Here is a 15,065-nt window from a genome sequence, read left to right as displayed (position 1 = left end):
CATGTACCGAGTGTTATTAGTCGACGATGAATATATGATCTTGGCAGGGTTGCAAAAAATTGTTGATTGGGCAAGTTTGGGATTTCAGGTAGTCGCAACGGCAGAAAACGCGATGCAAGGATTGTCTGTTTTAGAAAATCAATCCATTGATTTAGTTATAACAGATGTCACGATGCCCGAAATGAATGGTTTAGAATTTATCGAGGCGGCTCAAAAGGAACATCATGCGTTTGAATTTATGATTCTTTCTGGTTATCAGGAATTTGATTATTTAAAAAGTGGGATGCAATTAGGGGCCATCAATTACTTGATGAAGCCAGTTAATAAAACCGAACTGATTGCTAGTTTAACCAAAGTGAAGCAGCAATTAGATCATCAAATTGAACAGAAAAACCAGCAAGAAATCTATCAAGAAGTCCTTTTTAGTCAGTGGCTCAATGAAGAATTAGATGAAGTGAGTGAAGAAGAGATTTTAGACAAAATCGGAGGGAAACAACGAAGAGTTTTACTCGCTCAAGTGTCTAGATCCGTCGGGAAATCAGTGAATCAGTGGCTGAAAAACCACCAAGAACTTTTTTATTATCAACGAAACTTTGGAGACATGGAACGCTTTACTTTGTTGCTGGAAGAAGCGTCAGTTTCTGCATTTTGCCGCTTCATTCAAGAGAAGAGTATGGAAGAAAACTGGTTGATCAGTATTGGAGATGAAACAGCAGATCCCGATAAGATCCCTGAGAGTTATCAACATGCCAAAGATAATTTACAACTGCATCAATTTTACGGCGAAAAAGACCAACATATCTTTTTTGCCGAACAAGAAGCAGCAAAAGAACAGGCAATTGATTTTTCTTCGTTTAATCGTGTGTTGAAAAGCGGGCAATTGGCTAGTGCCCAACAAATGATTACTCAATTTTTTGACCAATTCCAAACTGCTGTGATGACACCGGATGATATCCGTCATTTTAGTTTTTTGTTGTTTATGGATATCCACCGGGAATTGATTCGGCTAGAAGACGATGAATATTTAAAAGGAATTCAACAGATCAATCAAGCAAAAACAGTCCAAGAACTGCATCAACTCTTACTATCTTTGATCAAGGAACAGCAAAAACAAGTCCGATATAGCGAGAATGTTGAACGAGTGATAACGATCTTACACGAACACTACCGAGAACCTTTAACCTTGAAAGAAGTTTCAGAAAGCCTGCATTTGAATGTGATGTATTTGGGGCAATTATTCAAAAAAGAAACGAAAAAAAGTTTTTCAACTTATTTAAATCATCTCAGAATGGAACAAGCGAAATGGTTGCTGCTGCATAGCAATCAAAATATCAATGAAATTTCTAGTGAGATCGGCTACAACAACACAACCTATTTTTCAAAGTTGTTCAAAAAAATCGTCGGCAAGTCACCAAAAGAATATCGTGAAAAGAATGGAATGATCGTATAAAATCAGCTACTGTGGTTCAGAGGAAAGTGCTCATTACCCTCATCAAGTAAAGCCAAGGTGCCGCATGTCTTGAAGCTTGTTTAAATTAGTATAATTCGGTACAATTTTTCTAGATGATGTCCAGAATGTTGAAAGAAAGCGAGCATGAAACTTTCTTTTTTCTGGTTGGTGAAAAGAGGATGCAGGATGGATTTTTTACGTAAGTATGGATTTTATTTTTTATTGTCAGGAGTAGTAAGTGATTTTCTGACACCATATGTTTTAGGAATTTTTTATCCTAAACTTAATCAAATGACTGCTGTGATCAGTCTTTTTGGGGATGTTGGTAGTCCCGTACGAAAAGCATTTTTGATTTGGTCGGTCATATCTGGCTGCTTGTATGTTTTGGCAATGCCAGCGTTATATCAAGCTTTTGTTACTACTTCAAAACCACTTGCTTTATTAGTGACAGCTGCCATCGGTCTATATGGTGTTACAGATTGTATTTTTACCGGGTTATTTAGTGTGGACACGAACGAAACTTCTTGGAATTTTTCGACTTGGGTTCACAATCTTGGTTCAGGGATTGGGTATGGTGGATTTATTTTGTTCCCTTTATTTGTTTTCTTATTGTATCGCAAAATGGGCGATGCACAATTAACTCAATCGTTTTTTATTTTACTAGTTGCCAGTTTGGTTTTTGCAGGAATTTATGGCGCAGCACGTATTCCCGGATTAAATCAATTGCCGGTTTTGAATCAGTTAGGTTTTTGTCAACGGATCAGTTTTTTCTTTAATTATTTACCAATTGTGTGGTTAAGTATCTTACACATTAGGGCATAGCGGACTGTAGCCCTACTAAATGCTGGAAATTCGTAAAACTGATTGAAACCACAGGATAAATGTGTCAGACTAAACCTTGACCGCACATCGTGATGTGCAAATGGATATCGTAGGGGAGTCTAATGAAAAACATGAGAAATATCAAATTAACGATCGAATATGATGGAAAACGCTACTCAGGCTGGCAACGTCTGGGAGATGACGATAAAACGATCCAAGGCAAAATCGAAGCAATCATCTCACAGATGACTGGAGAAAAAATTGAGATCATTGGATCGGGGCGCACGGATTCTGGGACACATGCCAGAGGACAAGTGGCAAACTTTAAAACGACTTCTCAAATGAGTCGTAATGAAATGCTAACTTTTCTCAACCGCTATCTACCAAGAGATATCGTGATCAAAAAAGTGGAAGAAATGCCTGAACGCTTTCATGCTCGATACAATGCGACAGGGAAAAAATATAGCTATTATGTTTGGAATAATCCCATTCCAACTGTTTTTGAACGAAATCATAGTTTCTATTTTCCACAAGAACTAGACCTGGAAAAAATGAATGAAGCTTGTCAAAAACTAATGGGAAGTCATGATTTTATCGGTTTTTCTGCCTTGAAAAAATCAAAAAAATCAACAGTTCGTACGATTCATGAACTCTCAATCAAACAAGAAGGCGGCATGTTGCACTTTACCTTTGTGGGCAATGGCTTTTTGTATAAGATGGTTCGGATCTTGATGGGTACACTCTTGGAGATCGGTACAGGAAAATTACCCGTTTCGGCGATTGATGATATTTTTGAGAATAAAGTAAGACAACAGGCAGGAGAAACCGTGCCGGCACATGGTTTATTTTTAGACGAAGTGTATTACCAATAAACATTCATATCAAATAGAACAAACTGAGAGAGTCGTTTGATTGCCTGGAGCAGGCAAAAGAATGGCTGTCTCAGTTTGTTTGAGTAGCCTACTCTCTCCCATGACTCCTCTAAGCGGTCTATTCGCAATTTCGCTAGTTTCGTGATACATTCAGGACGAATTTACATATTTGACCAAGAAGTGAGGGGAAAAGTGGTGGAGCAAGAGCTAGCAGAATTATACAATCTCATTTTAAACCCTAATACCCGTGAATGGGAGCGGACATTGTTGATCCAAGCGAAAAACCAAGTAGGGGAAAGAAAACAAAGAAAAGAAATCCTTGAAATGATTGAAGTCTCTTTACGATCACTAGCACTTCGGGGGAATTTGACGCCTGACGTCATGGACTTTTATTTGAAGATCACCCATGATCCGATGGGACAAGTGTCTTACGACTTTGCGAAACACCAGATCACCGATGAACGCTATCAAGAAAAATCCGTCTTTGCCGGGGGCTGTTTCTGGTGCTTAGTCGAACCGTTTGAAACACGGCAAGGGATTATTTCCGTGTTGTCCGGATATACTGGCGGGGAGGTCGAACATCCTAACTATGACCAAGTTAGCAGTGGCACGACTGGGCATGTGGAAGCAGTGGAGATTATTTTTGATCGGCGAATGATAAACTATGAAGAACTATTAGCGATTTTTTGGCAAGTCACCGATCCAACAGATGCCTTTGGACAGTTTCAGGATCGTGGGAATCAATACCGCTCCATCATTTTTGTAGAAAATGAAGAACAAAAAATACTAGCAGAAAAATCCAAGCAACAAGTGATTGCTTCGCATCAGTTTGCGGAACCAATCGTCACACAGATCAAGCCAGCAACAACTTTTTGGCCTGCTGAAAATTATCATCAACAATTTTACAAAAAACAACAAAAACGTTATAAGAAGATCAAGAAGTCTCATCAACAATTTTTATTTTTTAAGCGGGCAAAGAAAAAATGGTCTGGGGAAGACGAATAAGTAATCGTGTAAGTGGAAGATGTTCTGTAAAAATCAGTCATTCCCTTAAAATTGCTAGATGATTTAATAACGATTAAAATCTAATAATACTTTTAAGTAAGCGCTGTTGATTAAGTGGTACACTTATTTGAGAAACCTCTCTCAAATAAAAGAAAGAAGGTACCTATGATGAAGAAAAGGCGTTTATTGGTTTTTAGTGTTCTTTTTTTATTTTCAGTATTTTCAATATTTTCAACATTTTTTGTGGTCCATACTTATGAAAAATCAGAAAGCACCCAAACAATTATCACTGAAAGCAAACAGCATTTACTAGACAATGTGGTGGCAAAACAACGTAATAATCGAGTAAATTTGTTGGATTCGGGGTCAGGCATTTCTGCTTCTGAAAATAGTAGACCGCCAAAAGATTTTATTGATGTTTCCTCACATAATGGTTATTTATCTGTCGAAGCATATGAAACAATGAAAAACTATGGGATCACAGGTGTAGTAGTTAAGTTAACAGAAGGGGATTCTTATAGGAACCCACTGGCCCCTGAACAAGTTGCGAATGCTATCCAGGCGGGGTTGAAAGTGAGTGTCTATCATTATGCTTGGTTTAATTATGCAGAAGACACCGAAAAAGAAGCCTACTATTTATTAGCCTATCTAAAAGAATTAAATTTACCTTATTCTACTGTAGTTGTGAACGATAGTGAAAATCCTCAAATGAATCTAGCAAGAGTGACTGAAAATGCGCAAGTGTTTAGTCAGGCCATTCAAGCAGCTGGTTTTTCCCAGGTGGTTCATTATTCCAATCTTTCATGGTTTACGAATGGAACTTTAGACTTGGATGTCTTAGGAAAAGAGAATTGCTGGGTAGCACAATGGCCTCAGAATCCTTAAGAAAACGAACTTTTACATATAGAAAAAGCTGCTTGGCAATGGGCAAGTGATTTATACTTTCCAGAATTTACCGAAAAACAATTCGATATCAACACCGATTACCTAGGGATATTTACCAAATGATCCATGGTGATGATTGAGGCTAAAGAGGATTTTTGTTAGTAATTCGCCAACGATAAGCGTATAATGCACATAGAACGATAGTTATCAAAAACGAAATACACGTACGCATACTAGGAAAAAGAAGTGACGAGTCACATTTTTTGAAAGCGTATACTTGTTTAGGAGGAGAAGAATATATGTATGTAGCAAATCAGCAGCGATATGAAAAAATGACGTATCGAAAAACTGGAAAATCTGGGTTGAGATTGCCTTTGCTGTCTTTAGGATTATGGCAAAACTTTGGTGATTATGATCCTATAAGTAATCAACGGGAAATTTTACGTGGCGCCTTTGATATGGGGATCACACATTTTGATTTAGCCAATAACTATGGTGGTCCAGCAGGAGCAGCAGAGAAAAACTTTGGTCGGATCTTTAAAGAAGATTTTCAAACGTATCGTGATGAAATGATCATTTCAACCAAAGCAGGTTATCACATGTGGGAAGGACCTTATGGGGAATGGGGTTCCCGTAAATCGATCATTGCTAGTTGTGATCAAAGCCTCAAACGGATGGGGTTAGATTACGTAGATATCTTCTATCATCATCGTCCTGATCCAGATACACCTTTGGAAGAAACGGCAGAAGCGCTTATGCAATTAGTTCGTCAAGGGAAAACACTGTATATTGGGATCTCCAACTACAACGGGGAAGACACGAAGAAAATGTCTGCTATCTTACGTGAAATGAACGCTCCATTTATTATCCACCAAATGCGTTACAATATGTTTTCAAGAGAGTTATTAGAAGAAGATTTAGCACCTGTTTTAGAAGAGACCGGTCTGGGAGCTATTACTTTTAGTCCTTTAGCGCAAGGGTTATTAACTAAACGCTATTTACATGGGATTCCAGAAGATTCTCGAGCCCATCGTAAAGAAATTCCTTTTCTATCAGAAGATCAAGTGACACCTACATTGGGTAAGATCAAGCAATTACAGGATTTAGCTGATTTGCGTGGACAGACATTAGCACAAATGGCTTTAGCATGGAATCTACGACAAGAGTCAGTTACCAGTGTGCTTGTAGGCGCTAGTCGACTTAGTCAATTAGAAGAAAGTGTTCGGATGATGGATAATCTTTCCTTCTCACCTGAAGAAGAACAGAAAATTGAACAAATCTTAGGACACTAACGAAAGCTGTTTTTTCCTTTTTCTCAGAAAAATAACGTAAAGGAGGAGTTGCCATGGCTCATCAAGATTACGTTCATCTGAAAACAATTGATACAGATATTCGTTCATTTATTTTACAAAAAAATAAGAAACTGACCATAGAGTCCCAAATCCCTTTTATTACTTTTATGAATTATCATTTTGAGTATATAAAAGAAAAAATCATTCAAGACCAGAATGAAACAAAAAAAATTAATCAAGAAATGCTAGAGCAGTTGAAAAATAAGCAAATCATTAGTCAAAATTTAAATACAACGATCAATCAAAAAGCGACTTTTGGTCAAAAATCAGCAGATGCAATTGCCAAGTTTGGTGGTAGTTGGCCGTTTATCTTTCTATTTGTAGTGATTTTAGGTAGTTGGATCTTGTTGAATACGTTACATTTTTTTGGCCTATCATTTGATCGATATCCGTTCATTCTTTTGAACTTAGTGCTTTCTTGTTTAGCTGCTATCCAAGCACCGATCATTATGATGAGTCAAAATAGACAAGCAGCTAGAGATCGGATAGCAGCCGACCATGATTATCAAACAAACCTAAAAGCAGAGTTAGAAATTAGTTTGTTGCATGAAAAAATCGATTATTTGATGTCACAGCAATGGCAACAAATGCTGGAATTACAACAATTACAAATTGAGTTATTAACCCAATTAAACAAAAAATTTCAAGAAACGACCAAAAGTGAATAGTAGGATAAGCAGATGAAAATAAGCTGGAATTCGCTCAAAGGAGTCATTTTTGCGAAACGACGGCTTATTTTTTTTGATACCATGAATTAGCTACATAAAGTTATCAGAGAAATGATCAACGTTTGCACACTAATTTTAGTGTGCAAAGAAAAAAGAAGTGTGCATCTATACAGTGTCCTATTGAAAGCGTTAGCACGACAAGGGATTAAAGCGCTTTAAAAGTTGGCACGGTAATTGCTTTATATAAAAGTGTAAGATACAAGAAAGGGAAGTGTAGAAAATGGAAAAGAAAACAATCATGCTTGTATGCTCAGCTGGAATGAGTACTAGTTTATTAGTAACAAAAATGCAAAAAGCGGCAGAAGAAAAAGGAATCGAGGCTGATATCTTTGCAGTATCTGCTTCAGATGCAGACAATCAATTAGAATCAAAAAATGTAGACGTTTTACTTTTAGGTCCACAAGTACGTTTTATGCAAAATCAATTTGCTGAAAAATTAGCACCAAAAGGAATTCCTTTAGATGTAATCAATATGCAAGATTACGGAATGATGAACGGTGCCAAAGTATTAGAACAAGCAGAATCATTAATCAATAAATAATGGGGGAGACCAACGATGCAAGAGCAAAAAAATCTTGAAGCAATCATGGGTTTGATCATGTTTGGCGGAAATGCAAAAAGCGATGCAATGGAAGCGATTGCTGCAGCGAAAAAAGGAGATTTTGAGTTAGCTGATGCAAAAATCAAAGATGCGGAAGAATCATTAGTGCAAGCTCATCACTCTCAAACAGAAATGTTAACACAAGAAGCACAAGGTAATCATATGGAAGTGACTTTATTAACGGTTCACAGCCAAGACCATCTGATGACTTCGATTGCATTTACAGATCTAGCAAAAGAAATCATTGATTTATATCGACGTTTAGATGCTTAAAGTAAACTGGTGAAATAGAAAAGAGGAAAGAAACATGGATAAATTTGTTGCATTTATGGAGAAACATTTTATACCTGTGGCATCAAAAATTGGTGCTCAACGTCATTTAGTAGCGATTCGTGATTCATTTATGGTCAGTATGCCTTTGATGATTTTAGGTGCGTTAGCAGTAATGATCAATAACTTGCCTATTCCTGGTTTCCAAGAATTAATGAATAAAATTTTTGGTGGCGAAGCTTGGAAAGGATTTGGCGCAGCTGCTTGGAATGGTACATTTGCGATTCTTTCAGTTTTGATCGCCTTTCTACTTGCTTATCATTTGGCAAATGGTTATCGTAAAGACGGCGTTTCTGCTGGAGTAATTTCTTTAGGTTCATTCTTCGCATTGGGCGGAGCGTTGGGCATGAGCTCAAACGGTTTATTTATTGCAATTATTGTTGGGATTATTTCAACAGAAATCTTTGTTCGTTTAAGTGGAAATGAAAAATTAATCATCAAAATGCCTGATGGCGTGCCACCAGCTGTAGCTAAAGCCTTTGCTTCATTATTACCTGCAATGATCACGATCTCATTCTTTGCTTTGATTGCTGCGATCTTTGCTGCATTTGGTGTAGATGATATCGTAGGCGCGTTTTATACAATTGTCCAAGAACCATTCATGGGACTAGCCAATTCTTATCCTTCAGCTTTGTTGTTAGCATTCATTACACCATTCTTATGGTTCTTTGGATTACACGGAGCAAACATGGTAGACCCTTTGATGCAAACAATCAATGCACCAGCAATCGAAGCGAATGTTAATGCGATTGCTGCTGGTCATAGCGCACCATACATTGTAAACAAACCTTTCTTTGATAGCTTTGTCAACTTAGGTGGTACAGGGGCAACATTAGGTCTGTTACTAGCGATTTATTTAGTGGGACGTAGAAATAAACCTTATATGGTTGTTACGAACTTGTCGATCGCACCAGGTGTTTTCAATATCAATGAACCAACAATGTTTGGTTTACCAATCGTATTGAACCCAATTATGTTTATTCCGTTTATTTTAACCCCAATGGTTTTAGTATCTGTTGCTTATTTTGCTACTGCTACCGGACTAGTTCCAGCTGCAACGGTGATGCCACCATGGGTAACACCACCAGTAATCGGTGGGGTATTAGCAACAAAAAGTATCGCTGGCGGTGTCTTAGCTGCTGTCAACTTAATCTTATCTGTCTTGATTTACCTACCATTTGTGAAAGTAGCGACAGTTCAAGAAAAAAGAAAAGAAGCATTAAACGGCTAAAAGCACATAAAAGAAAGAAACAGCACATACAATCAAAAGTAGCTATTCTTTAGTGAAAAGATCTTGTTTCGTTTAATGAGCGATCAAAAAAAACAGTTGTCTGACAGAAGTCATGACAACTGTTTTTTTTTGGATAAATGGCTCAAGGATAGCTTTCTTTTTTCTTAGTGAAAAAGAAGGATAAAAGGAGTTTTTTTTGGAGTTTAAAAAAACCATTTCGATAACAAGCGTGCTATAATAGTGCAAATGTATAGGGGAGTGAAAGGACGAAATGAAAGGTTATGAGTTGGTTAAGATCAGAGAAAGACCTGAATGGTTGGAACAGGCAGCGCAATGGTTTACGTCAAAATGGCATCTTCCGCTTTCCTTTTACCAAGAGAGTATGGAAGATTCTCTTCAATCATCTAACGCTGTTCCTCAATGGTATATAGTCGTGACGTCAGAACAAAAAATTATCGCTGGAGCAGGGGTCATCGCGAATGATTTTCATGATCGTCCAGATTTGACTCCGAATGTTTGTGCGTTGTTTGTTGAAAAAGAATATCGTAATCAAGGAATTGCCAAAGAGATTTTATCATTTATTCGAAAGGATATGGGGGCGCTTGGGATTTCGCAGCTCTATGTAGCGACTGACCATACAGGTTTTTATGAAAGATATGAGTGGGAATATCTGACGACGGTACAAGATAATGAAGGGATCCCGGTTTATTTATATCAACTAGCGATTTTTACAACGTGATCGGAGTTGATTACTCAAAAGGGTTCTTTGTCTGGTCAGTAATCTTTTGTTTCTGGTGAGCAATGCCAAGAAAAATCGGAAATTGTTTCTTGATGCTATTTTTGTTGGTATATTGGTTATTCGAGTATTATTTAGTGGACGGTACTATTTTTTAGCTTCAAAAAAATTCCAGGAGCAATAGAAAGTTCTATCAGTCCTGGAATTTAGAATGGTTGATTTGTTGGAAAAGCATGAATGAGCTCGCTGTCCTAAATAGGCGTTCCGTCTTTTTACCGAAAAATTAGGAAGCTTTCTTATTCATTCTTTTTTTCGCTCTTTTTTTGTTTTTTTTTCTCGTCATAGATGAAGACATTACGTACTATTTTCAAAATAGGTCGTGCAGTCAAAAAGATCGCTCCTATTAGATAACAATAGGTACTATAACGGTCTGGAATATCTGTTAACAACGCTACGCTTCCAAAAATATAAAAAATCCCTGTTAATAAATCAACTGCAAGAGACAATAATGTATAGCGGTTCTGGAAATAAAGACGAAAACGTTGTCCAGCAATTTCGATATCTTCTTCTTTCCCAATATCTATTTCATGGCTTTTTCGTTTTATTTCTGGCATCTCTCACTCACCTATCTGTGAACAAAGCTAAGGTTTCAAAACAACTTTGATATTTTTATCTTCTTTTTTGTCAAAAATCTCGTATGCTCGGGCAGCATCAGTTAAAGGCATCGCATGTGTGATGATTTGGGTTGGATCGAACAGACCCGCAGCAATCATCTCGTAAATTTTAGGCATCAAATGAACGATCGGTGCCTGACCATGCTTCACTGTGATATCTCTCATGAAAAATTCTTGTAGTGGGTACGAAGAAGCTGGGGTCATATAAACACCAGTGATTTGTACGGTTCCAAATTTTTTGACAGCTTGCGCAGCCATTTGGATCGGTGAAATCGTCCCGCTTTGCAAACTAACGAGATTCTTAGCTTTTTCTTTCACTGGTTCCAAGCCATCCATCCCTACACAATCAATGATGACATCAGCGCCACCTTTTGCTAATTCGTAAAGTTCTTTCCCAGCAGACTGAGTATCTTCTAACAAATAAGTTTCTACATGATTGTAACGAGCGGCTTTATCAATACGATGTTGGACCGGATCGACAGCAATCACTCGCTCTGCTCCTGCCATAGCGGCAAATTTTTGTGCAAACAACCCAACTGGTCCTGACCCTAAGACCACTACAGTATCGCCTTTTTTTACGTTGGCATTTTGAACGCTCCAATAAGCAGTTGGAAGGATATCAGATAAGAAAAGGACTTTTTCGTCTGCAAGATCATTGTCAGGTACGATAAACGAAGTGCTATCAGCAAACGGTACCCGAAGATACTCAGCTTGACCACCCCAATGATTCCCATTTAAACGGCCAAAGCCAAATAAACCACCATAAAGTTGATCTGGATTTGAGCGATCACATTGACTTTCCATCTCATGGGTACAGAAATGACAATGCCCACAACTAATATTAAAAGGAATAACGACCCGCTGTCCCTTTTTTAGTTTTTTTACTGCAGGACCTACTTCTTCAACAATCCCCATTGGTTCATGACCAACGACATATCCTTTTTCTAAAACAGCCTCCCCATGATGATAGAGGTGAAGATCCGAGCCGCAAATCGCAGTAGCGGTAATTCGAATAATAGCATCTGTCGGTTCCACGATTTTTGGATCATCTACGTTTCTGATTTCCATTTTTTGGTTTCCTTGCCAGGTAACAGCTTTCATGAAATAAAACTCCTTTCTTCAAACCCTATAACATGTCATTTTTTGAACGAACAGCTAATTTCATTCTAAAGGAGGAGCTGGCTTTTGAGTAGTGAAACGCTTTTAGTAAAGGGAAAATCACTTTAAAATAACTAGTGTATTATTTGGTTTACATTGAGAAGCTTTATAGTTAGAAGTATAATTAAATTATGTTGATTTCTTAGGTTAAGTAAATAACAGATTAAAAAATAGATCAAAAGGGAGGTTATTTGTGATAAAAGAAAAAAAGGGAGAACAAATCAGAAAACTGATGGTCACATTTGCTTGTTCAGTGACTTTGTTTGTGATTATTTCCGTAGGAATCATTCAAGTGACGTTTTTTGATCAGGCGTATTTACTCGGTCAAATCGAAAAAACAAAGTATAGCGAATTGGTCCTCGCAGAAGCTGCTCAGAATTTTCGGAAAGAAAACACAGAAGAAAGTGAATTTTCAGAGGTCGTTGCAACGGCACTTTCACCAAGTTTTGTCGAAGGAGCCCTTCGACCATTTATCCAACATACATATGAAGAAACAAATTATGAGCTAAGAGACAGCAATGAGGTGAGTGAGAAAATTGCTCAGGCTGTGGCTACAATTGCAACAAAAAAACAACTGACTATCGATAAAGAGGAAAAAAATAAAATCGAGACAATGATCTTTATTTACATGTATCACTTCCAAAGTGCATTAGGTGATCGATACTTGACTATTTTTATCGAAAACATCGTGTCTGCTCGAAAAATAGTGGTACCTCTTTTTTACATCTGTCTGGGTCTATTGGTTTTTTGGCTAGTCTATTTATATCGGTTAATTAACAAAACACCCTTTTCTTTCCTACGTTATGGTATGTTTATTTTGGGAACAACTGGAAGTATGTTTTGCGTTTTAGCAGGATTGCTTTATATACAAGACGTTTTACATAATATAGCTTTTCACTCACAAGCGACTTTACAATTAATGACACATTACGTGCAAGATCTACTGATGTATCCAGCGATTATTGGGGGCATTCTTTTGTTTTGTGCTGTATTATTCGGCGGGGGAAGTAAGCTTCTGCAGAAACGGCAAAGTAAAAAGTGGCTGAAAACTGGAAGCAGTACCTTAAAAAAAGCCTAAGATAATAGCTAAATAAAAATCATTCGTTGAATGATGAAATACTAAAAAACGACTGTCACTCCCGTTACCAGGAAGTGACAGTCATTTTTTGTTGCGGTTGTTCCTTGTTGCTACCTTATTGCATCGATCATTCAAACATTTTCTTAGCAGCACGCATCAATGTAGGAATATCTTTGTCATATCTTGGAGTTTTAACAAGACGTGACATTGGAATACCAGCAAAATGGAAAGCAGCGATCTCGCCAGAGCGTACGGCACTTTGTTCCGTAAAGATCATTTGATAAGGTTGTTCGACAAATTCTCCAGTAAATGCCAAGTTCGTTGAGTGTTGAGGAATCACTTTTGGTCGGTCGCTTTTTGCTCGATTATTAAATAATGCAGAAGCATAAGGCATATATACAGGAATATTATTCACAACGCTATCAAAAATCTCGGTTTCCTTCGTTCGAATATTTTCAGGACCAGGATCGACTTTCGAAAGTTGTCCGATCAGTTCTTCTAACATTTCTTTCCCAGTCATCTTGATATATTGCTTATCCACAAATTCTCCACGACGTCGAGGGTATAAGAAATATCCCCAAATGACGGTTTCGTTTGGTTTTTGTGAAGTAAAATGTGGTTGGTGATGAACGACGATCGACATATTGACATCTTTTTGTCCGAGTGGCGTGATTGGTGTAGTGGAGATAAATGAATTCAATGCATTACCAGGGACTTGTGTCGTGATCCGAGTAATTTCATTTAAAAGCAAATGATCCTTAGTTGTTAAAGTGAAACTAACCCATTCGCTGGCATCACGATCGGCAAAAAATTTGTCAGGGTTACCTAAATTATAGAAACGTTCACTGGCTTTCTTCCACAAGCTAGAAGCAGCACCATAATCCATATTTTCAACAGCTGGTGTATCGTAGTCACCTAGTGTAGCCGAATCAGTAATTGATCCGTTAGTGAAAAGCACACCCGTATCACCGTCAACCACGACGTGTTCTTCCTCATTGGTTAACGTGTTGATCATTTTTAAGCCAGTCACTGTAATTTCATCTTGCATTGGAGTTTCTTTGAATTCCCAGTCGACTACGCGGCGGTTCAAAATGATTTGACATCCTTGGTCTTTTAAATAATTGATCAATGGCAACATGATACTTTCATACTGATTATAGCGAGTTCGGTTTACTCCTACCAAATGTTCGATTTGTGTAAATTCATAAATCATTTGATGCATATAGCGACGAAGTTCTTGGGCAGAACTACGAGTACGAAAAGCAAAAGTTGTTTCCCACATAAACCAAAAGTTTGTCTCAAAGAAGTGAGGATCATCTTTGAAGTATTCTTCAATTGTGACATTATCTAATTTTTCTTCTTCTGAATCAGGCATGGCGATCAGCTTAGTCAATAACAAACGATCTTTATTGTTAAATCCTAGTTTGCCACCGTCAATAATCCCTTTGCCGCCTTCCATCAAACGTGCTTTATCAAATGTTCGGTGTTTTGCATCAAAATCTCTAGTATCTTCAGCCGCAGTCATTCCTGGTTCGGTGACAGAGGGGATTCGGCTTAAGAGATCCATCAAATCCACGTATGTTCGGTAATTGAGCATACGTCCACCACGGGCGATATAGCCCTTTTTGTTTTCTAAGGGATGATTTTTATTCCAATATTCATCGACAACGGTATCCGTTGGGGCACCATCATTGGAGCCATGGTCATCTAAAGAATAAAATGTAATCTGATCACCACGCCAGTTTCCTTCTTGAATCAAATAAACAGCAGCTGCCATATTGGCGATTCCAGCGCCAATCATTATTGCTTTACTTTTTCTCATTGTGATTCCTCCAGTATTTTACAAGTGAACAGTCTGACGAGTCGTTTCTTTGACTAGATCGATTCAAATTCATCATACAAATGACGATCATCTTCTAACAAGCCTGTCTTTTTACCAAGATAAACAGCACCCAAAGTTAATATGCCTAGTCCAATACCTAGTTTGATCCATTTTTTACTCATAAGATATTCCTCCTTTGTTTTTTCTCTCGTCCTTCTATGTAAAAGGATAGAACCTTTCATTCTAATTGCCAAATGATAGGGTAACCAAATATCCGAACTTTGGACAGATTGAACAGAGTGTCTAATTTTGAGCAAAAGT

16 protein-coding genes are annotated in these 15,065 nt (G+C 37.7%); 12 read left to right on the top strand and 4 right to left on the bottom strand.

What is annotated here, in order from left to right:
- Window position 1 precedes the first annotated feature (1 nt).
- The 11 genes from IGJ11_RS12035 to IGJ11_RS11985 all read left to right on the top strand — a co-directional run bounded on the left by IGJ11_RS12035 (window position 2) and on the right by IGJ11_RS11985 (window position 10,015).
- Window positions 2-1,450, top strand: coding sequence for a response regulator transcription factor (locus IGJ11_RS12035; protein WP_207432593.1), 1,449 nt, complete (start codon window positions 2-4; stop codon window positions 1,448-1,450).
- 186 nt (window positions 1,451-1,636) lie between these two features.
- Window positions 1,637-2,272, top strand: a complete 636-nt coding sequence (locus tag IGJ11_RS12030) for a DUF998 domain-containing protein (RefSeq protein ID WP_207432595.1) — start codon at window positions 1,637-1,639, stop codon at window positions 2,270-2,272.
- Between the two features lie 131 nt (window positions 2,273-2,403).
- Window positions 2,404-3,144, top strand: coding sequence for a tRNA pseudouridine(38-40) synthase TruA (truA, locus tag IGJ11_RS12025; protein ID WP_207432716.1), 741 nt, complete (start codon window positions 2,404-2,406; stop codon window positions 3,142-3,144).
- 192 nt (window positions 3,145-3,336) lie between these two features.
- Window positions 3,337-4,149 carry a peptide-methionine (S)-S-oxide reductase MsrA gene (gene msrA, locus IGJ11_RS12020; protein ID WP_423220913.1) on the top strand — a complete coding sequence of 271 codons (813 nt, stop codon included), beginning with the start codon at window positions 3,337-3,339 and terminating at the stop codon, window positions 4,147-4,149.
- 168 nt (window positions 4,150-4,317) lie between these two features.
- Window positions 4,318-5,034, top strand: a complete 717-nt coding sequence (locus IGJ11_RS12015) for a GH25 family lysozyme (protein ID WP_242697183.1) — start codon at window positions 4,318-4,320, stop codon at window positions 5,032-5,034.
- A gap of 299 nt (window positions 5,035-5,333) precedes the next feature.
- On the top strand, window positions 5,334-6,326 hold the full coding sequence (locus IGJ11_RS12010; RefSeq protein ID WP_010721005.1) for an aldo/keto reductase: 993 nt from the start codon (window positions 5,334-5,336) through the stop codon (window positions 6,324-6,326).
- 53 nt (window positions 6,327-6,379) lie between these two features.
- Window positions 6,380-7,054, top strand: coding sequence for a DUF1003 domain-containing protein (locus IGJ11_RS12005; protein ID WP_034700483.1), 675 nt, complete (start codon window positions 6,380-6,382; stop codon window positions 7,052-7,054).
- 280 nt (window positions 7,055-7,334) lie between these two features.
- Complete coding sequence (locus tag IGJ11_RS12000) at window positions 7,335-7,655, top strand: PTS sugar transporter subunit IIB (protein ID WP_010721003.1); 321 nt, start codon at window positions 7,335-7,337, stop codon at window positions 7,653-7,655.
- A 15-nt stretch (window positions 7,656-7,670) separates the two neighbouring features.
- Window positions 7,671-7,988, top strand: a complete 318-nt coding sequence (locus tag IGJ11_RS11995; RefSeq protein WP_010721002.1) for a PTS lactose/cellobiose transporter subunit IIA — start codon at window positions 7,671-7,673, stop codon at window positions 7,986-7,988.
- Between the two features lie 34 nt (window positions 7,989-8,022).
- A complete protein-coding gene (locus IGJ11_RS11990; RefSeq protein ID WP_034700481.1) occupies window positions 8,023-9,276 on the top strand; it encodes a PTS sugar transporter subunit IIC in 1,254 nt (417 codons plus the stop codon).
- 271 nt (window positions 9,277-9,547) lie between these two features.
- Window positions 9,548-10,015, top strand: coding sequence for a GNAT family N-acetyltransferase (locus tag IGJ11_RS11985; protein WP_010737001.1), 468 nt, complete (start codon window positions 9,548-9,550; stop codon window positions 10,013-10,015).
- A gap of 293 nt (window positions 10,016-10,308) precedes the next feature.
- Here IGJ11_RS11985 and IGJ11_RS11980 read toward each other — a convergent pair whose 3' ends face one another.
- Together IGJ11_RS11980 and IGJ11_RS11975 are read right to left on the bottom strand one after the other, a co-directional pair.
- The gene (locus tag IGJ11_RS11980; RefSeq protein WP_207432598.1) at window positions 10,309-10,626 is read right to left on the bottom strand and encodes a YrhK family protein; all 318 of its coding nucleotides are present in this window, start codon (window positions 10,624-10,626) and stop codon (window positions 10,309-10,311) included.
- 27 nt (window positions 10,627-10,653) lie between these two features.
- Complete coding sequence (locus IGJ11_RS11975) at window positions 10,654-11,787, bottom strand: alcohol dehydrogenase catalytic domain-containing protein (protein ID WP_207432600.1); 1,134 nt, start codon at window positions 11,785-11,787, stop codon at window positions 10,654-10,656.
- Between the two features lie 250 nt (window positions 11,788-12,037).
- Between IGJ11_RS11975 and IGJ11_RS11970 the strand changes: the two genes are divergently transcribed.
- Window positions 12,038-12,922 (top strand): hypothetical protein, encoded by an 885-nt coding sequence (locus tag IGJ11_RS11970; RefSeq protein ID WP_251850022.1) that lies wholly within the window; start codon window positions 12,038-12,040, stop codon window positions 12,920-12,922.
- A gap of 127 nt (window positions 12,923-13,049) precedes the next feature.
- Here the strand turns inward: IGJ11_RS11970 and IGJ11_RS11965 are convergent, their stop codons facing one another.
- Window positions 13,050-14,744, bottom strand: a complete 1,695-nt coding sequence (locus IGJ11_RS11965; protein ID WP_010720996.1) for an oleate hydratase — start codon at window positions 14,742-14,744, stop codon at window positions 13,050-13,052.
- Between the two features lie 53 nt (window positions 14,745-14,797).
- Window positions 14,798-14,926 (bottom strand): hypothetical protein, encoded by a 129-nt coding sequence (locus IGJ11_RS11960; RefSeq protein WP_010720995.1) that lies wholly within the window; start codon window positions 14,924-14,926, stop codon window positions 14,798-14,800.
- Window positions 14,927-15,065: the final 139 nt, after the last annotated feature.

Origin of the sequence: Enterococcus sp. DIV0691, assembly GCF_051711145.1 — a bacterium.
GTDB lineage: Bacteria > Bacillota > Bacilli > Lactobacillales > Enterococcaceae > Enterococcus_B > Enterococcus_B hirae.
This window is presented reverse-complemented; position numbering and strand designations above follow the sequence as displayed.